The sequence below is a fragment of the Micromonospora sp. L31 genome (assembly GCF_052068075.1).
Lineage (GTDB): Bacteria > Actinomycetota > Actinomycetes > Mycobacteriales > Micromonosporaceae > Micromonospora > Micromonospora purpureochromogenes.
Window position 1 is genome coordinate 256,647 of record NZ_JBQHDC010000004.1, and the last position, 19,380, is coordinate 276,026.

General features: G+C 71.1%; 15 protein-coding genes. 10 read left to right on the forward strand and 5 right to left on the reverse strand.

The genetic code is table 11. The features are described 5' to 3' along the window. Positions 1-86: 86 nt before the first annotated feature. Complete coding sequence (locus ACTMS9_RS13945; RefSeq protein WP_441146374.1) at positions 87-899, reverse strand: SDR family oxidoreductase; 813 nt, start codon at positions 897-899, stop codon at positions 87-89. A gap of 55 nt (positions 900-954) precedes the next feature. Between ACTMS9_RS13945 and ACTMS9_RS13950 the strand changes: the two genes are divergently transcribed. Further along, entirely contained in the window at positions 955-1,464 is a 510-nt protein-coding gene (locus tag ACTMS9_RS13950; protein WP_441146376.1) for an RrF2 family transcriptional regulator, read from the forward strand. 314 nt (positions 1,465-1,778) lie between these two features. Here the strand turns inward: ACTMS9_RS13950 and ACTMS9_RS13955 are convergent, their stop codons facing one another. Together ACTMS9_RS13955 and ACTMS9_RS13960 are read right to left on the reverse strand one after the other, a co-directional pair. Then, entirely contained in the window at positions 1,779-2,018 is a 240-nt protein-coding gene (locus ACTMS9_RS13955) for a tautomerase family protein (protein WP_441146378.1), read from the reverse strand. 35 nt (positions 2,019-2,053) lie between these two features. Beyond that, positions 2,054-2,770, reverse strand: a complete 717-nt coding sequence (locus ACTMS9_RS13960) for an SDR family NAD(P)-dependent oxidoreductase (protein WP_441146380.1) — start codon at positions 2,768-2,770, stop codon at positions 2,054-2,056. Between the two features lie 138 nt (positions 2,771-2,908). Between ACTMS9_RS13960 and ACTMS9_RS13965 the strand changes: the two genes are divergently transcribed. The 7 genes from ACTMS9_RS13965 to ACTMS9_RS13995 all read left to right on the forward strand — a co-directional run bounded on the left by ACTMS9_RS13965 (position 2,909) and on the right by ACTMS9_RS13995 (position 12,429). After that, positions 2,909-3,526, forward strand: a complete 618-nt coding sequence (locus ACTMS9_RS13965; RefSeq protein ID WP_441146382.1) for a TetR family transcriptional regulator C-terminal domain-containing protein — start codon at positions 2,909-2,911, stop codon at positions 3,524-3,526. Between the two features lie 259 nt (positions 3,527-3,785). Beyond that, complete coding sequence (locus ACTMS9_RS13970; protein WP_441146384.1) at positions 3,786-4,697, forward strand: MBL fold metallo-hydrolase; 912 nt, start codon at positions 3,786-3,788, stop codon at positions 4,695-4,697. Between the two features lie 275 nt (positions 4,698-4,972). Further along, positions 4,973-7,066: an amylo-alpha-1,6-glucosidase gene (locus ACTMS9_RS13975; protein WP_441165115.1), complete on the forward strand. Its 2,094-nt coding sequence runs from the start codon at positions 4,973-4,975 to the stop codon at positions 7,064-7,066. Between the two features lie 226 nt (positions 7,067-7,292). Continuing rightward, positions 7,293-8,243 (forward strand): NADP-dependent oxidoreductase, encoded by a 951-nt coding sequence (locus ACTMS9_RS13980; protein ID WP_441146388.1) that lies wholly within the window; start codon positions 7,293-7,295, stop codon positions 8,241-8,243. A 425-nt stretch (positions 8,244-8,668) separates the two neighbouring features. After that, complete coding sequence (locus tag ACTMS9_RS13985; RefSeq protein ID WP_441165116.1) at positions 8,669-11,092, forward strand: PEP/pyruvate-binding domain-containing protein; 2,424 nt, start codon at positions 8,669-8,671, stop codon at positions 11,090-11,092. Positions 11,093-11,137: 45 nt separating this feature from the next. After that, a complete protein-coding gene (locus ACTMS9_RS13990; protein WP_441165117.1) occupies positions 11,138-11,794 on the forward strand; it encodes a PH domain-containing protein in 657 nt (218 codons plus the stop codon). 53 nt (positions 11,795-11,847) lie between these two features. Continuing rightward, positions 11,848-12,429 carry a TetR/AcrR family transcriptional regulator gene (locus ACTMS9_RS13995; RefSeq protein ID WP_441146394.1) on the forward strand — a complete coding sequence of 194 codons (582 nt, stop codon included), beginning with the start codon at positions 11,848-11,850 and terminating at the stop codon, positions 12,427-12,429. Positions 12,430-12,556: 127 nt separating this feature from the next. Here the strand turns inward: ACTMS9_RS13995 and helR are convergent, their stop codons facing one another. Then, a complete protein-coding gene (gene helR, locus ACTMS9_RS14000) occupies positions 12,557-14,701 on the reverse strand; it encodes an RNA polymerase recycling motor ATPase HelR (protein ID WP_441146813.1) in 2,145 nt (714 codons plus the stop codon). Between the two features lie 641 nt (positions 14,702-15,342). Then, positions 15,343-16,896, reverse strand: coding sequence for a glycerol-3-phosphate dehydrogenase/oxidase (locus tag ACTMS9_RS14005; protein ID WP_441146396.1), 1,554 nt, complete (start codon positions 16,894-16,896; stop codon positions 15,343-15,345). Positions 16,897-16,942: 46 nt separating this feature from the next. Here ACTMS9_RS14005 and ACTMS9_RS14010 point away from each other — a divergent pair, with 46 nt between their 5' ends. Further along, a complete protein-coding gene (locus ACTMS9_RS14010) occupies positions 16,943-18,505 on the forward strand; it encodes an FAD-binding oxidoreductase (protein ID WP_441146398.1) in 1,563 nt (520 codons plus the stop codon). Then, positions 18,506-19,369, forward strand: a complete 864-nt coding sequence (locus ACTMS9_RS14015) for a diacylglycerol/lipid kinase family protein (protein WP_441146400.1) — start codon at positions 18,506-18,508, stop codon at positions 19,367-19,369. It begins immediately after the preceding gene. The last annotated feature ends 11 nt before the right edge of the window (positions 19,370-19,380 follow it).

Sequence of the window (19,380 nt, forward strand, 5' to 3'; positions counted from 1 at the left end):
CCGGCCGACCGGGAAGCGGGCGGCGAGCATCGGGGGCGACTCCGGCCCCCGATGCTCGCCAGTGCTCCTGACGGCTGCGCACCCGGTCAGCGGGCGGACCGCATCCAGTCCTGGTAGTGCGTGGGTGCCAGGTGTGCGTCCGGGCCCGCGATGAGCACGTCGCCGCTGACGGCCGCGAACATGCCGGCCCCGTCGTCCCTGACGACGTTCCGGTTGTCCTGCTGCGCGGCCAGGGTGACCTTGCCGAGGTCGTCGAGGGCGAAGACATCCGGGCCGGCGACGTTGCGGATGCCCTGCAGCGGCGTCCCGGTGGCTACGTCGACGACCGCGTCGACCACGTCCGCGGCGGCCATCGGCTGAACAGGGGTGGCGGGCAGCCGGACCGTGGTGTCGTCGGAGGTCCAGGACAGGATCGCGTTCACGAATTCGAAGAACTGGGTGGCACGCACGATGGAGTACGGCGTCGGTCCCTGCCGGAGCAGTTCTTCCTGCAGGGTCTTGGCGCGGTAGTAGTCGAGCTGGGGCACCTGGTCGACGCCGACGATCGAGAGGACCACCTGGTGCCGGACACCGGCGCGCTCCCCGGCGGCCAGCAGGTTGGTCATGGAGGTACGGAAGAAGCCGAGCGAGGCCTCGTCGAAGGTTGGCGAGTTGGAAACGTTGACAACGACGTCAGCGCCCTCCAGCGCCTGGTCCAGGCCCTCCCCCGTGAGCAGGTCGACGCCGGTCGACGGCGCCGCGGGGACGGCCTCGTGTCCGGCCGCGATCAGCTTCTGGACCACCTGCGAGCCAATCATTCCGGTACCACCGATGACTGTGAGCTTCATGGCTCTCACCCTTCCACGCGCGCCGCGCAGGCACGCCAGATTTGTCGAGGACCCCGCCTCGAACTCGGACAACTCTTGTCCGAGACAGTAATCGGATAAACTTTGTCCGAGTCAAGCGGGGGGTCGGATGAAGCTGTCAGGTGGGGTCGAGTGGGCACTGCACTGCTGCGTGGTGCTGACCACGGCGACGGAGCCCGTGCCGGCTGCCCGGCTGGCGGAACTGCACGATGTCTCCGGCAGCTATCTGGCCAAACAGCTGCAGGCACTCTCCCGCGCCGGCCTCGTGACCTCCGTCCAGGGCAAGGCGGGCGGATACGTCCTGACCAGGTCACCGGAACTGATCACCATGCTCGACGTCGTCACCGCCGTCGACGGCGCTCAGCCCGCGTTCGTGTGCACCGAGATCCGCCAGCGCGGCCCCCTGGCGACACCGCAGGAGGCCTGTACCCGGCCGTGCCCCATCGCCCGCGCGATGGCCGGCGCCGACGCCGCCTGGCGCGCCGCCCTACAGGCGATCTCCATCGCAGACCTCGCCAGCGGTGTCGACGACGACTACGGCCCTGCCGCGCTCGCCGGCTTGAGCACCTGGCTCACCGCGCGGAACGCGGGCGACACCGCGACCGGCGAGCAGGGGTGATCGCGGAGGGCGGCGGTCGGATCGGGCGTCCTTGACGGGACTCGGCCGGCATCGACCACTCGCTGCGCGGATCAGCGGAGGTGTGATCACGGCGAAGCCCCGACCGGCGGCCGGCTCAGCCGGCGCGGTGAGCCCGGGCGCACGGGCCGGAGACGATGATCGGCCGGTGGGCGAAGCTATGACTTCGCCCACCGGCCGACCCCCCTTGGTGGGGGAAATTGTCAAGGCTGCCGTCGGTCCTGTCGGTGCAGGTTCACGACGACGTCACCCACTGTCGCTGTCGCAGCGCACGCCGCGGTACTGCGCACGCGGTCCTATTCGCTGGCGCGTGACCGCTGCTGTTCGCGGTACTGCTCGACCGGCAGGCCGCCCCGGCCCCAGTTCTCGGTCTCGACCTCGTCGATGACGACGAAGGTCGAGTCCAGCGGCTTGTTGAGGACGTCGCGCAGCAGTTCGCTCACGCCCTTGATCAGCGCGGCCTTCTCCTCGGCGGTCGCCGCCGACGCGCCGGGCCTGCTGCCCTCGCGGGTGATCTGGATGTTGACGATCGGCACGGGATGCTCCTGTCTACGGGTTGCGGTGCTGGCGGTCAGCGCCCGGCGTTCTGGCCGCCGTCGACGTGCAGGATCTCGCCGGTGACGAAGGGCGCGGATTCGAGGTAGACGACGGCGTCGACCACGTCGCTGGTCTCGCCGATCCGACCGACCGGGTGCAGGCCGGCGAGCGCGTCGTGGGTCTCGACCGGGTGCATCGGGGTCTTGATGATCCCGGGCGCGACAGCGTTGACCCGGACTCCACGACTGGCGTACTCGATGGCCAGCGACTTGGTCGCAGAGCTGAGGCCGCCCTTGGTCAACGACGCGAGCACGGACGGGACGTGCACGCTGGGCTGGTCCACCAGGCTGGTCGTGATGGTGACGATGTGACCGCCGCCGGCTGCCAGCAGGTGCGGCAGGACCCGTCGGGTGACGTGGAAGAACCCGACGAGGTTGACCTTGGTGACCTGGTCGAGATCCTCGTCGGTGTAGTCGGTGAACGGCTTGGCGACGAAGATGCCGGCGTTGTTGACCAGGCTGTCGATACGGCCGAAACGCTCCACCGCCGCGTCGACCACCCGCTGCGCGGTGTCCGGGTCGGCGATGTCGCCCCGGATGGTGAGGATGTCCGGATCATGGGCATCACCGATCGACCGTGAGGTTGCCACGACGCCGTACCCGAGCTTGCGGTACGCGTCCACGAGGCCGGCACCGATGCCCTGCGAGGCACCGGTGATCACGGCGACCTTCTGAACCTGACTGCTGCTCATGACGAACCACTTCCTGACTGGCCGAAGCCCTGGTAGGACGGCGGCTGACGGGGCCGGGAGCCGCGATCGCGGCAGCCGGACGACCACTAGACGACTGGTCGACTAAAAGCTAGCCGACCGGTCGTGTATCGTCAAAGGATGGGTCGGACCAGTGACGCACGGAACAAACTTCTCGCCGCAGCCGCCACGCTGATCGAGCAGCGCGGCTACGCGGCGCTGGGGGTCGCCGAGATCTGCGCGACCGCCGGCGTGCCGAAGGGCAGCTTCTACTACTTCTTCGAGTCCAAGCAGGCACTCGCCCTCACCGTCATCGACGAGCACTGGGCGACCCAGCGCCGCCGGTGGGAGGAGTTGCTCGGCAGCGGACACGACCCGCTGCGCCGCCTGCGGGACCTGTTCGAGGCCACCGAGGAGGTGCAGCGCACCGGGCAGCAGCAGGTCGGCCTGGTCGCCGGCTGCCTGTTCGGCAACCTCGCCCTCGAACTCAGCAACCAGGCGGAGGAGATCCGCCGTCGGCTCCAGGAGATCTTCGAGGCCCAGATCGACCTCATCGAGCAGGTGGTCCTCGAGGCGAAGGAGCAGGGCCAGGCCGGTCCGTCGGTCGAATCCCGGGAGGCCGCCCGGTCCATCGTCGCGCAGATCGAGGGGCGGGTCCTGCTCGCGAAGCTGCTCAACGACCCGGGACAGTTGGAGACGCTGTGGCGCAACTGCCTGGACCTGCTCCAGGTGCCGGCGCACGCGCGGCCGACCGACTGAGCCATTCCCGGCCGAACCGGGTGCGGAGCCTCCGAGCCATCGGGTGTCCCCTTGCGGATGAGCATCGGGCGATACGGCTGCCGGCCCGGACCCCCGCCGAGGACGATCGAGCGTGCGCCAGGCGGTTCGTCACCCAGCGACCGTGGCGCACCGTAGCGGCACCGTTGGTCAGTGCGGTTGGCGAGGCAGGGAGCCACACGTGTCGGAAACGCCGTACTCGGACCTCGCCGCGCGAGCGCGAGAGCTACCGACGGCCCCGGTGCCGCAGGCCGCCCTGGGCCCCGAGATCCCCAAGGCCGGGTACGTCCTGGAGGAGATCGCCGACGGGGTGTTCTGGCTCAGTGAGGGCATGTACCAGATGATGTTCGTGGTCACGGACGAAGGCGTCATCGCCGTCGACGCGCCACCCACCCTCGGCCACAACATTCTCCGCGCGATCGGCAGCGTGACCAGCCGCTCCATCACCCAGGTCGTCTACAGCCACCAGCACTCCGACCACGTCGGAGCGATGTCGGTCTATCCCGAGGATGTACCGCGCTACGCGCACCGGATCACGGCGGAACGACTCGCGCTGCTCCGCGACCCCAACCGCCCGCTGCCGACACACGTCTTCGACGACACGCTGACCATCGAAGCGGGAGACCACAACCTCCAGCTCGACTACAAGGGCCCCAACCACGCCGAGGGAAACATCTTCATCTACGCCCCGACGCAACGTGTGCTGATGCTCGTGGACGTGATCTTCCCCGGCTGGGTCCCGTTCTCCAACCTCGCCGTCTCCGCGAACATCCCCGGCTTCGTCAACGCTCAGGAACAGACGCTCGATTACCCCTTCGACAAGCTCGTCGGCGGACACGTCACGCGGCCCGGCACCCCGGACGATGTCAGGACGCAGATCGAATACCTGAAAGACCTCCGCTCCACCACCGAGGCAGCGCTCTCCTCGGTCGACGTGCAGAAGATCCTGGCCCCGGTCGACGCCACCAACGCCTGGGCCATCTTCAAGGCCTACCTGGACGCCGTGGCCGCCCGGGCCGCCGATGAACTCGTTCCGCGGTGGAGCCAGCGTCTCGGCGGTGCCGACGTCTTCACCCTGCCGAACGCATGGGCAATGGCCGAAGCCCTCCGGCTGGACTACGGCAGCATGGGTCCCTTCGGCATCGCGCCCTGAGCCGACCACCGACCCCGCACCGGCGGCGCGACACGAACCCCCGACGACGCCGCCCGGAGGCAGCGGGCATGGCCCCGGGCCTCGCGGTCCAGCCCTCAAGGCCGTACCCAGACAGATGCGCCGATCTGCCTGCAGGACCTGAGGAGCGCTCATAGGCTGCGGACACGCGCCCGCCTTGACGCGAGCCCCACTCGCAGCGGAAGGAGGTGTCGGTGTCGGCAGCCTCCGGGCGTCCCACGCCCATGGATCCGATGGTCACCGGGACCACCCGTCGCGTGCCGAGCGGCGCTTGCCGTGACCTCCCGCCCGAGCTGGGGCCGGACGCGATCGGCGTGTTGGAGGGGCGCACCTTCATGCTCTCCGACGCCGTGGGAAACGTGCCGGACGAGTCCATCGGCGGGCTCGTGCACGACGACACCCGCTTCGTGAGCAGGTGGGTGCTGACGATCGGCGACGCACCGCTGCTGGTGCTCTCCTCCGGCACCGTCGACCCGTACTCGGCGGCCTTCTTCCTGGCCAACTCGGCGCTACCGGGGCTGCCGGCCAACCGGGTCGGCGTGCGGCGGCAACGGTTCGTCGGCGACGGGCTCTACGAACGCGTCGAGCTGCGCTACTTCGGCATCGAGCCGGCACAGGTGCGGCTGCGGCTCGCGGTGGGAACCGATTTCGCGGACCTGTTCGAGATCAAGGAGTCCGGCCGGGACCGCAGCTCACACATCGTCCGCCGGCACGCGCCGGACGGGTCGGCCCTCGAGTTCGCGTACCGCAACGGCGACTACGCGGCGACGGTACGGATCGAAGCTGATCCGCCGGCCGACCAGGTGGACGGAGACACGCTGGAATGGAACTTGAGGCTGGCGCGCGGACAGCAGTGGGGCTGTGAGCTGTGGGTACCGCTGCGCTGCGGCGAGGAGGACTACCGCCCCACGCCCCGCGAGTTCGGACAGGCCGTCGACCACGGCATGGAGGATCCGTCGACCCGATGGGCGGCGAGCAAGCCGCACCTGCACGCGGACGCCGACCTGGTCCGGGACGTCTACCACAAGTCGGCGGTCGACCTCGTGTCGATGCGGATCGAGAAGACCATCGCCGGGGAACCGGTCGTCCTGATCGCCGCCGGCCTGCCGTGGTTCCTGACCGTCTTCGGCCGGGACACCCTGATCACCGCCTACCAGACCATGATGTGCGGCCCCGACGTCGCCCGCGGGGCCCTCATCGTGCTGGCCGCCCACCAGGCCACCACGTTCGACGAGTTCACCGACCAGGAACCGGGCAAGATCTTCCACGAGTACCGGTCGGGCGAGCTGACCCGGCTCGGCCTCAAGCCCTACCGCCCCTACTACGGCGGCGCCGACACCACCGCGCTGTGGCTGATCCTGCTGTCGGAGTACTGGCGGTGGACCCGCGACGACGAACTCGTCCGCCGGCTGCGCGGCAACGCCGACGCCGCCCTTGGCTGGATCGACCACCACGGCGACCGCGACGGCGACGGCTACGTCGAGTACGCCACCCGCTCCGACCAGGGCCTGGGCAACCAGTGCTGGCGGGACTCCCCGGACGGCGTGCAGTACGCCGACGGGAACGTCCCGGTCCTACCGATCGCCACCTGCGAGACGCAGGGCTACACCTACGACGCCAAGGTGCGCCTCGCGGAACTCGCCGACGGCCCCTGGCAGGACCCGGACCTGGCCCGCCGGCTGCGGACGGAGGCCGACCGGCTGCGTGAGCAGTTCGACCGGGACTACTGGATCCCGCGCCGGGGCGGCTACTACGCCGTCGGGCTGGACGGGGACAAGCGGCCCGTCGACTCGATGACCTCCAACATGGGTCATCTGCTGTGGAGCGGCATCGTGCCCGAGGACCGCGCCGGGCACGTCGCCCGGCAACTCATGTCCGACGAGATGTTCTCCGGCTGGGGAGTCCGCACCCTGTCCACCGCCGACACCGGCTACAACCCCATCGGCTACCACCTCGGCACCGTCTGGCCGCACGACAACTCCATCATCGCGGCCGGCCTCGCTCGCTACGGCTACCGGGACGAGGCGAACCGCATCGCCATGGCCATGCTGGAGGCCGCCCGTCACTCCGAGCACCGCCTGCCGGAGGCGTTCTCCGGCTACGACCGGTCCTTCGGCCGCCAACCCGTGCCCTACCCCACCGCCTGCAACCCGCAGGCCTGGGCCAGCGGCGCACCCCTGCTCCTACTCCGCACCATGCTCGGCCTGAACCCGCAGGCGGACACCCTCGTCGCCGACCCACATCTGCCCGACGAACTCGGCCGAATTCGCCTGCACAACGTGATGGCCGGGGGCCGGCGGTGGAACGTCGACGCCATCGGCTGCCGCGCCACCCTCACGGAAGCGGCGTGACGCACGCCGACCTCCGGCGGGCTGTGGGGCACGGGTGAGCCGACGCCAGGGTGCAGGCAGGAATCAGGACGCCGGTGACGGTGCTCGGCAACGCTTGTCTGCGCCCGGGATTGCGGAAGTTCGGCGGGCGGCTGCCGAACCGCCAGATAATGCGAAAGTCAGCCTGGGTTCATCCTCCGGGGCTGCTGCGCTGATCGCCATGCCTCGGGGAGGGAGCAACCGTCGGATGAGCACGATGCACGCCGTGAGGGCGCACAGCCGGGGCGGCCCGGAGCAACTCGTGTACGAGGAGGCGCCGCGGCCCGAGCCGGGGCCCGGTGAGGTGTTGGTGGCCGTGAAGGCTGCTTCCATGACACCCCGCGAGCTCACCTGGCCGGAAACCTGGACCCACAGCTCGGACGGGACAGGACCCGAGCGCACCCCGATCATCCCGTCGCACGAGTTCTCCGGAGTCGTCGCGGCGTGCGGCGCGGGGGTGGAGAGCCCCGCCGTGGGGGAGGCCGTCTACGCGTTGATCCCGTTCACCCGGGATGGCGCTGCCGCCGAGTATGTCGTCCTGCCCGCGGCCGTCGTGGCGGCCAAACCCGCCACCGTCGACCATGACCACGCCGCAGCGCTCCCACTGGCTGCGCTGAGCGCCTGGCAGGCGCTGGTGGACCACGCCGATCTGCAGGAAGGCCAGCACGTGCTGGTGCAGGGCGGCGCCGGCGGCGTGGGGAACTACGTGGTGCAGCTCGCGGCCAGCCTCGGTGCTCGCGTGAGCGCCACGGCGGCGGCGGCCGACCTGGAGTTCGTCCAGGACCTGGGTGCGGAGCAGGCAATCGACTATGCGCAGGACCGCTTCGAGGATCACGTCCGCGACCTGGACGTCGTCGTTGACCTCGTCGGAGGAGCCACCCAGTCGCGGTCCTGGTCCGTGCTGAAGCCGGGCGGCATTCTGGTCAGCCTCGCCACGCCTCCTGACGAGCAGGAAGCAGCCCGGCACGGCGTGCGCGGGGTGTACTTCATCGTCGAGCCCGAGCGGAACGCGTTGGGTTCCATCGCCGAGCTCGTCGACCACGGCCACTTGCGGCCGGTGCTGGACCGGGTACTGCCCCTCACCGAGACGCGCTCGGGTTACGAGGCGCTCGAGACGGGCAAACGCCGCGGCAAGATCGTCATCCACGTCGCCGACTAGGGCCGGTGTCGAAGTCGCCGATGTCGCCCCCGGCGGGGTGAGGACGGGACGGCCGCCTGCCTGTCGGGCTCTCGGGGCGTACCCGGGACGAGACCATCGTCGACGACCGCCGGAATCCGGACGGTGGGGCGTCCGTAGGCTTCGAGCAGTCGCAACCAGATCTCGCTGACCGTCGGGTAGGCGGGCACGGCGTGCCACGGCCGGTCGAGCGGTAGCTCGCCGACACGCGTTGATGCCCGCCGCCGGCCGCCGCACGACCACTCGCACGGTCCTTGCCGCCCTGACCTGTGGTTCCTCACTCACCAGTCGACATGGCGGCGATCTCGGCCGACCCAGGTCCCGCTCCGGACGGTACAGCCTGCCCCCTCGCGGTGACATTGCAGTCGCATCGTCAACCGGGTAGCGTGGGACGCAATGCAGATGCATTGCATAGAGAGAAGGCCCACGTGCACGTGATCGCGCTGTCCGAGGCAACCGCCGACATGGTCGACCTGGTCGGCGGCAAGGCGGCCGGGCTGGGCGAGCTGATCCGGCGAGGTGAGCGGGTCCCCGAGGGGTTCTGCGTTACCGCCGAGGCTCATCGACTCGGCGTCATTCCGCAGGCGGAGATCATCGCCGCGTACGAGCGGCTCGGTGCGGGCCCGGTGGCGGTGCGCTCCAGCGCCACCGCGGAGGACCTGCCGGAGGCGAGTTTCGCCGGGCAGCAGGACACCGTCCTGAACGTCACGGGCACCCCGGACCTGATCGCCGCGATCAGGAAGTGCTGGGAATCGCTGCACACCGTCCGCGCGACCGCCTACCGCGACGCCCGCCAGATCGATCATCAGGCGGTGCGGATGGCCGTCGTCGTGCAGCGCATGGTCGCCCCTTCGGTGGCGGGGGTGTTGTTCACCGCGAACCCGGTGACCGGTCGCCGCGACGAGATGGCGGTCGACGCCGCGCCGGGACTCGGCACGACGGTGGTGGACGGGGCGGTCACGGTAGATCACTACGTCCTCGACGGTGTGACCCGAGCCGACGCAGGATGTCTGACATCCGCGCACCTGGCGGAGCTGCGAGCAACAGGTGAGCGGCTGCAGGGTCACTTCGGCTGCCCGCAGGACGTGGAGTGGGCGTTCGACGGAGACGGCGTGCTGTGGTTGCTGCAATCGCGGCCGATCACCAGCCTGTTTCCCCTCCCTCCGGAGACCGGGGAGCCCCTCCCCCGGGTCTACCTGGAGTTCGGCCACGTCCAGGGGATGTTGCAACCGGTCACCCCGATGGGCATGTCGACCCTGCGATCACAGATCGCGGCGATGCTCGCCTCGCTCGGCGTCCGGGTCGAGATCGTCGACATCGGCGGTCGCCTCTACGGTGATCTGACCGAGCTGGCCCGGCGCAGGTCATCCCGCAAGCGGCTGGTCAAGCTCATGGCGGTCGACTTCGGCCCGCGGGCACAAGCGGTGATGCAGCACGTCCTGGCGGATCCGCGGTTCGCGCCGGCCAAGGGCAGCACGCGGCGCGGCGCGGCGCCGGGGGCCGCGTCCCTGCGGACGGCCGGCCGCGCGGTGGTGGGGATCCTGCGCGCGCTGGCCCGTCCCGACGCGGCGCGGATCCGAATGTTCCAGGCGATCGAGGAGATGAAGGTACGGTCGGCGGCCCCCGCCGACCTGCGGACCGCCGCCGACCGGCTCCGCTTCCTGCAGGCGCGGGACTCCGAGGACGGCGCCGACGCGATCATGTGGCCGATCGTCACCGGGATGCTGGCCGCCGCGTTGCCGGCTTCGTTGCTCAAGGGCGTCGCGAGCCCGGATGAGATCCACACCGTGCTGGGCGGGATGCCGCACAACGTCACCATCGAGATGAACCTGGCGCTCTGGCGGCTCGCTCAGGGCGCGGGGGAACACCGTCAGCTCCTGATCGACACCCCGCCGGACGAGCTGGCCGCGCGGTATCTGCGCGGGACGCTGCCCGACGTCGGGATGGACGACTTCCTGGACGCCTACGGTCATCGCGGCGTCGCCGAGGTCGACCTCGGCGTACCGCGGTGGGCGGAGGATCCGGCACCGGTCTTCGCGGCGATCGCCAACTACCTGCGGGTCACCGATCCGCACCAGGGGCCCGACCAGCGCTTCCAACGGGCCGCGGCCGAGGCCGAGGCCGCTCTCGAGGAGCTGGTCAGGCGGGCCCGCCGTCGGCGGCCGGTACGCGGCACGATGGCCGGGTTCCTGCTGCGCCGGGCCCGGTCGTTGGCCGGCCTGCGCGAGGCCGGCAAGTTCGCCGGGCTGTACCCGCTGCGGGAGACGCGCCGGCAACTGCTGCTCATCGGTGCCGACCTGCATGGCACCGGGCTGCTGGAGCAGCCCGACGACATCATGTTCCTGACCCTCGACGAGGTGCACGCCGCGGTGCACCAGGGCATCGATCACCGGGGGACGGTCGCCGCCCGCAGGGCGGTACACCGCAGGGAGTCGCGCCGCAGGGCTGTGCCGGTGGCGTTGCTCTCCGACGGCACCGACGTCGAGACCGTACTGCCGGCGGCGCCCGCCCTCGACGGCACCGTCGCCGGCGTGGGTGCGTCGGCGGGCCGGGTGACCGGCCCCGCCCGGGTCGTCCACGACCCGGCCACCGCCCACATCGAGCCCGGCGAGATCCTGGTCGCCGCGACCACCGACCCCGGCTGGACCCCGCTGTTCCTCACCGCTTCGGCGCTGATCACCGAGACCGGCGCGATCATGGCGCACGGCCCCACGGTGGCCCGGGAGTACGGCATCCCCGCCGTCATCTGCGTGCCCGACGCCACGCGAACGATCTCCACCGGTCAGCTCGTCACCGTGGACGGCGGCGCCGGAACCGTCACCCTCCACTGACCGCCTGACCGCCAGCTCACTACCGCGAGGACGACCATGACCGACATGACACCCCCGATCCGGGCGAAAGTGGGCCCGCTGCTGCGCCGGGTGGCCGCGATGGAGGCCGCGATGTGGCGCAGCCTGTACGTGTGGGCGCGGCGCAAGCCGCTGCCGCTGGCGCCGGGCGATGAGCCGTTCGGCTACCTGGGCGTGGTCAAGCCGATCCTCGGGATCTTCATCGGCCTGTCGGTCGTGGAGATCCCGATCTTCGACTTGATCGTCACCAACGTGGTGCCATGGGGGCCGGCCCGCTGGATCGTGCTCGTCCTCGGCATCTGGGGTCTGCTCTGGATGGCCGGCCTCTACGCGAGCATGCAGATCCACCCACACGTCGTTGGGGACACAGGCCTGCGGGTTCGGCTGAGTTCGGGCATCGACATCTGGATCCCATGGACGGACGTCGAGGCGCTGCGCAAGCGTCACCGCTCGCTGCCCTCCAGCAAATCGGTGCAGGTCGAGCAGGAGGGGGAGCGCCGGGTGCTGTACATCTCGGTCGGCAGCCAGACGAGCATCGACGTCCTGCTACGCCGGCCGACGACCTTCGACCTGCCCAAGGGCCGGTCCGAGCCGATGGACGAGTTGCGGCTGTACGCCGACGACCCCGACGGCCTCCTGCGCAGCGCACGGGGCACCCCCGCGACCGGAACCCTCAGCCGGTAGCTGCCGCCCGCTGGCGGAGTGTCCGGGCCATCCACTGTGAAACGATCGAGGTCATGCCCAAGAAGGTCGATCACCAGGAGCGACGTACGCTCATCGCTGACGCGTTGATGCGGGTGGCCGCGGAGCAGGGCCTGGAGGCCGTCAGCCTCCGTCACGTGGCTGCCGAGGCCGGCGTGTCCGCCGGGATGGTCCAGCACTACTTCCGCACCAAGGACGAGATGATGGCGTTCGCGTTGGCCGTGGTCCGCGAGCGCAGCCAGGTCCGGGTCACCGAGGCGATGGCGCGACTGGGCGAGAACCCGTCCCCTCGGCTGTTGCTGCGTACGATGATCGCCGCGCTGTTGCCGCTCGACGAGCGGACCCGCGACGAGGGACGGGTGGCGCTGGCGTTCCTCGCCTACACTGCGGTGCGACCGGCGGCCGCGCCCAGCCTGCGCGAGGACACCGTGCAGCTGACCGCGTTCATCGCCAGCGTCCTCCCGTCTCGAAACGCCGTCGCCGCCGCGGCCGGCCTGCTGGCGCTGATGGAAGGGCTGGGCGTCTATCTGCTCGGCGGGCAGTACACCTCCGAGGAGGCGTTGGGTGCGCTGGATGCCCACCTCGACCTGCTCTTCGGCTCGTCGGCTGGTGCCTGACCTCGTCGGCAGGCGGACCAGTCCAGGAAGGACTGCCCCCGAGACAACGCCGCCATGTTCCCTCCGCCGGAGGCTAACTGGACCCGCCCGCTGCGGTCCTGATGATCGTCAGGCGGCGATCACGGTGTCAGGATGTCGTGAGGATGACGAGTTGCTGAGTGGCTCGGGTCATCGCGACATAGCGGTCGACCGCTCCTTCGATGCCTTCGCCGAATGCCTCCGGGTCGATGAGGACGACCAGGTCGAATTCGAGCCCCTTCGACAGTTCCGGGGTCAGCGACCGGACGCGGGACGCCGGCTGGAATGTGGGGTCGCCGATGACGCAGGCGATCCCGTCGGCGTGCGCCGCGAGCCAGGTGTCGAGGATCGAGTTCAGATCAGAAGCAGATCCGGGTACGACGGGGACGCCGCTGCTGCGGATGGAGGTCGGCACGTTGGCGTCCGGCAGCACGGCCCGGATGACCGGCTCGGCTTCCGCCATGACCTCCTCCGGCGTCCGGTAGTTGATGCTCAGGGAGGCCAGGTTGATCCGGTCGAGCCCGATCCGCTCGAGCCGTTCCTGCCACGACTCCGTGAACCCGTGCCGGGCCTGGGCGCGGTCCCCGACGATGGTGAAGCTCCGGGACGGGCAGCGGAGCAGCAACATCTGCCACTCCGCGTCGGTCAGTTCCTGCGCCTCGTCCACGACGATGTGCGCGAACGGGCCGGCGAGCAGATCCGGGTCGGTGCTGGGCAGTGCGGTCTCGTCGACCAGAGCATCCTGGAGATCCAGTTGGCGCAGGCTCGACAGCACCCCTTCGCCGTCGTCATAGGCGTGGGCCTCGATCAGCTCGTCGACGACCGTGGCCATGCGCGCGCGTTCGACCGCGACAAGGGCCTCGTGCTGACGCTTACGCCCTGACGCCTCCGGGTCGCCGAGCCGCTGCCGTGCCGCATCCAGGTACGGCAGGTCGGACACCGTCCAGGCCTGGGCGTTGCCGCGCTGCAGCTTCCGAATGTCGTCCGGGCTGAGCCAGGGAGCGCACTTGCGCAGATAGGCGGGCACCGACCACAGGTCTCCGACGAGGTCGGTCGCTTCGAGCAGCGGCCAGGCGCGGTTGAAGGTCGTGAGCAGTTCCCTGTTCCGCATCAGCGATCTGCGGACCAGGTCGTCCGGCTCATCGCCGTCGTACTTCTCCATCAGGATCGTCAGCAGCTCTTCCCAGATATCGTCGCGCGCCTCGTTGTGCGGGACACCGGGGTCCGGTGCTTCAAACGCCTCGGCCCAGTCTTCGGCGCTCAGCCAGATGTCGGACTCGTCGGTGGTGATCGTCATTCCCTTGGTCGGCGGCTCCTCGTAGAACCTGACCGCCGCCTCGATCGCCTTCACCAGGTCCGCGGACGACTTCAGGAGGGCCACGTCCGGATCGGTCTCGACGGTTGCCGCGGCACCCTCGGGCACCAGGTCCCGCAGGGTGCAGGTCTGCACGTCCTCTTCGCCGAGGCTGGGGAGGACGTCGGCGACGTAGGCCAGGTAGGGCTGGTGCGGACCGACGAACAGCACGCCGCCGCGGCGATGACCGAGGCGAGGGTCGGCGTAGCGGAGGTAGGCGGTGCGGTGCAGAGCGACGACGGTCTTGCCGGTACCCGGACCGCCGTCGACGACGAGCGCGCCGCTCGATCCCGCGCGGATGATGGCGTCCTGGTCGGCCTGGATCGTGCCGAGCACGTCCCGCATCCGGGCCGACCGGCTGGTGCCCAGGCTGGCGATGAAGGCGGACTGGTCGTCGAGCGCGGCGTGCCCTTCCAGCCCGTCCGAGGTGAACACCTCGTCCCAGTAGTCGCTGATCCGGCCACGGGTCCAGCGATACCTGCGGCGGCTCGCCAGACCCATCGGGTTGGCGTGGGTCGCCCCGAAGAACGGCTCAGCCGCTGGGGAGCGCCAGTCGAGCAGCAGCCGGCGACCTTCGCTGTCCGTGAGGCCACGTCGTCCGACGTACACCGGCTCAGGGTTGTCTTCGCTGACCATGCGTCCGATGCACAGGTCCACACCGAAACGCCGCAGGGCACGCAGGCGAGCGGTCAGCCGGCGGACCTCCTGGTCCCGGTCCACCGCCTGCCGGCCTTTGCCGCCGGGCGCCTTGCGCGCGGCATCGAGGCGGTCGGACAGGTCGGCGATCGACTGCTCCAGGCTCGCCGCGAGGGCCGCGAAGTGCTGCTCGTCGCGGGCGATCAGCGTCGGGTCGGCCTTGGGGGAAAGGTGCTCGGGAAGGTCGAACGCGCTGGTGGTCAGGGAATTCACGTCATCAGCTCCGATCTGAGATCGCTTGCAGAGGGAGACGAGGGCGCGGCGGCTCTGCGCACGGATCGCCTCGATGGCCACCCGGGCGACGTCTTCCGATGCGCGCACTTGCGTGCTGCCGAGGCCCACGCCTACCGGTGGTGCGCCGCCGTCCAGGAACCCCACCAACTCGTTTTCGCGACTCCCATTTTCCGTAGGTTCTGGCCTCGGCCGGCAATTTTGCGGCACGACCCGGGTCTTGCGGCAAGTCCCCCGGTGCGCTATATGTTGAAAGTGGAAGGGAGTAGGTGTTTCCTTCCCTTGATCGTCCGCTGGCCGGACAACCTCCCCGCGAAGCCCGGCGTGCCGCGTACGACCGGTGGCCCAGGAGGATCTCCGGTGGGCCCTGCGGATGCAGCCGCGGAACGGGAACTTCTCCACCCGCTTCAGCCCAAGGCGGGCCGACGGTTGGCCATCGGCCTCATCCGCCGGTACCAGACCGAGGTCTGGGCACACCTATCGTTCGAACGGTTCGGCTTCTGGCGTGGCCTGGCGCTGACGATCGGACGGCTGTGTCGGCCGGAGGCTCATCCGCAAGGCCACCGGATCCGGGGCGGGACGGTGGACGCACCCGCCAAGGTGGTCCTGCGCGTTCAGGCCGACGCTCCGGTGGGGTTCGCCGTGCCGTCGGCAGCCAGAGCGAGAACGTCCCGCGCCACGGGCAGCGCGGCCTCGCGGTGTGCCGGGACGAGTCCGATCCGGGTGCGTCGGTCGAGCAGGTCGTCGACGGTGAGGGCGAGTTCGTGGCGGGCGGCCCAGAGCAGTTCGGCGCCGGTGACCGGGATGTCGGGGCCGATCGGCTGGCGGAGGTCGGCCGGCGCCTCGGCCAGCACGTCGACCGCTTCGGTGCCGTACCGCTGAACGAGCCGGCGCGGCGCGGGGACCCGGGCCAACTGGGCCCTGCTCGCGGCGCCGGGCAGCGGGAGGCGGCGGGTGCGGCAGGCGCCGGCGGCGAGGCGGCGCCGGCGGACGGCGGTGTCGACGGCGTCCTCCGCCATCCGTCGGTAGGTGGTGAGCTTGCCGCCGACCACGCTGATGATCCCGTCCGGGTCGTCGATGACGGCGTGTCGTCGGGAGAGGTCGGCGGTCCGGGCGTCCGCGTCGGCGAGCAGCGGGCGGAGTCCCGCGAAGGCGCCGAGCACGTCGGTGGGTCTCAGGGGCTGGTCGAGGACGCTGTTGAGCACGTCGAGCAGGAATGCGACGTCGGCGTCGGCGGGCTCCGGCACGTCCGGCACCGGTCCGTCCACCGCTTCGTCGGTCAGCCCGGCGTAGACCAGACCGTCGGTCTGGGGCAGGGCGAAGACGTAGCGGGTGAACTGCCCGGGTACCGGGATGGTCAGTCCGGTCCAGAGCCCGCCCAGGCGGGCGGCGGACAGGACGATGTGGGTGCCGCGGGACGGGCGCAGGCGTACGTGCGGCGTCAGGCTGCTCGCCCACACACCGGCGGCGTTGATCACGACGCGCGCGGTGACGTGCAGACGGGCCCCGGTGAGGGTGTCCTCGATGGTGGCGCCGTCGCGGTGCAGTTCGGTGGCGCGACAGCGGGGCAGGATGCGGGCAGATCGCGCCGCGGCGGCGCGGGCCACTCCGACGACCAGGCGGGCGTCGTCGCAGAGCTGGCCGTCCCAGGACAGGTGGGCTCCGCGGAGGCCGGCCGGGCGCAGCGCCGGTGCCATCGCGCTCGCCTCGGCCGCGCCGAGCCGGCGGGTGCCCGGCAGGGTCCGGCGGGAGGTTCCGGCACAGGTGCGCAACAGGTCTCCGGCGCGGAGGCCGGCTGCCGCGGCGCGGTCCTGCCAACCGGTGGTGTAGCCGGTCGCGGCAAGCAGCATCGGCAGGGGGCGCGTCAGGTGCGGGGCGGTGCGGGTCAGCAGGACGTGGCGTTCGACGGCGCTCTCGTAGGCGATTCCGACCTGGCCGTGGGCGAGGTAGCGCAGGCCGCCGTGGACGAGCTTGGAGCTCCACCGGGAGGTGCCGTGGGCCAGGTCGTTGGCGTCGACGGCGACCACGGACAGGCCACGGCTCGCGGCATCGAGCGCCACCCCGGCACCGGTGACGCCGAGCCCGACGACGAGGACGTCGACGACGTTGCCGGCGGCCAGCTCGGCCAGGTCCCGCTCCCGGCCTGCGCCGGTCAACGATGCGTTCACACACCCTCCTTGCGCTCAAGTGACATCCGATGTAACTCTGTCACACATGGATGCACGAGGGGAAGCGTCGACCGCCGGCTGGGCTCGCTGGGGAACCGCGAAGGACGTGAAGCTGCCGGACTCCGCGTCGCGCCTGCTGGCGCAGGTGCTCGACCTGACGCCCCCGCCGTCGGTCGTGGCACTGGCGGCGGTTGCGGTGCCGGACTGCGAGTTGGACGGCGCGGTTCTCGACGCGCTGCGGCAGGTGGTCGGCGACGGGCACGTGATCACCACCCAGGAGGCCCGGGTACGCCACGCCTCGGGGATGTCGACGCCGGACCTGTTGCGGGAGCGACACGGCGACGTACGCCTGGCCCCGCAGGCGGTGATCCGCCCGGCCGACCACCGCCAGGTGGTCTCCGTCCTCGACATCTGTTCCCGGCTCGGGGTGGCCGTGGTCCCCTTCGGTGGCGGCACCTCGGTGGTGGGTGGGCTCACCCCCGCCGCGGCTCAGCACGTCGCCCTCGACCTGGGACGGCTGAACCAGCTTCTCGCCGTCGACCCGGTGTCCCGGACCGCCACCCTGCAGGCGGGGCTGCGCGCCCCGCAGGCGACCGAGCTGCTCGCCGAGCACGGATTCACCCTCGGCCACGTCCCCCAGTCCTACGAGTACGCCACCATCGGCGGATTCGCCGCCACCCGCTCGTCCGGCCAGGCGTCGGCCGGCTACGGCCGCTTCGACGACATGGTGATGGGGTTGACCGTCGCCACCCCTCGGGGCACGGTCCAAGTGGGCCGGGCTCCCGCCTCGGCCGCCGGTCCCGACCTGCGACAGCTCTTCCTGGGCAGCGAGGGGACGCTCGGCGTCATCACCGACGTCACCGTGCGGGTACGCCCGCTGCCCGCGCGGTCACACTACGAGGGCTGGCGGTTCGAGTCGTTCGCCGACGGCCTGCACGCGGTACGGCGGCTGGCGCAGGACGGGCCGCGACCCACGCTGCTGCGGCTCTCCGACGAGATCGAGACCATGATCGGGGCCGCCGGCTCCGGACGCTCCGAGGGAGGCTGCCTGCTGGTCGCCGGGTACGAGGGCGAGGAGGTCCTGCCCACCGTCGAGGCCGCCGCCGATGTGCTGGCCGCGCACGGCGGGGTGCCGCTGGGTGAGGAGGCCGGGCAACAGTGGGCACGGCACCGCTTCGACGCCCCCTACCTGCGGGACGCGCTGCTGGACGCCGGGGCGTTCGCGGAGACGCTGGAGACCGCGGCGTACTGGTCGGCGCTGCCGGAGGTGCACGGCCGGGTCCGCCAGGCGATCCTCGACGCGCTGCCCGACGGGGCGCTGGTGCTGGGCCACGTCTCCCACGTCTACGAGACCGGCGCCTCGCTGTACTTCACGGTGATCTGCTCGCCCGGACCGGACCCGATCGGCCGCTGGCGGACGGCGAAGGCGGCGGCCAGCGAGGCGATCGCCGCCACCGGCGCCACGATCAGCCACCACCACGGAGTCGGCGCGGACCACCGCACCTGGTACGCGGCCGAGATCGGAGACGTCGCCGTGGACCTGCTCCGGGCGGTCAAGCAGCAGCTGGACCCGGCCGGCATCCTCAACCCCGGCATCCTGGTGCCGTAGGTGCGCGCCTTCACCGTGATCCTCGGGCCGGCCGCGCGCCGAGGACTGTCCCGCGTGATGCCGGTGGCCCACCAGCTCCGCGCCGCCGGCGCGCGGATCCGGGTGGAGTACACGCAGACCGTCGAGCAGGCCCGCCAGCGCGCCGCCGCCGCGGTGCAGGACGACGAGGTGGTGGTCGCGGCCGGCGGTGACGGCACCATCCGGCTGCTCGCCGGGGTGGTCGCCGACCTGGGCGGCCTGCTCGGCGTCATCCCGGCCGGGCGCGGCAACGACTTCGCCCGCCAGCTGCGGTTGCCGCACTCCCCCGATGCCGTCGCCGACCTGCTGCTGCACGGCCGGCCCCGGCACCTCGACGTGCTCCGCGTCGCCGGGCAGACGGTCGTCGGCAGCGTCTACACGGGCGTCGACGCGGCCGCCAACGAACTGGCCAACCGGTCCCGCCTGCCCGCGTCGCTGGTGTATCCCACCACCGGACTGCGGGCGCTGCTGCGCTGGCCACGGACCCGGTACACCATCACCGTGGACGGCCGGACGGAGGAGCTGCACGCCTACACGGTGGTGGTGGCCAACTGCGGGTACTACGGCCGCGGGCTGCACATCGCCCCGATGGCGCAGCCCGACGACGGAGCGCTGGACGTCGTCGTGGTCCGACACGCTCCGAAGCTGCTGTTCCCGGTCGTTCTACGACAGATGCGCGCCGGCTGGCACCTCGGACGCCGGCAGGTCACGTCCTACCGCGGCAGCTCGGTCACGGTACGCGCCGACCGGCCGGTGGTCGCGTACGGGGACGGCGACCCGATCGGCCGGGGCGACCAGGTGCACGTCAAGCTCCGCCCGCGCGCGCTGCGGATCATCTGCGGCTAGTGCCGTGACCA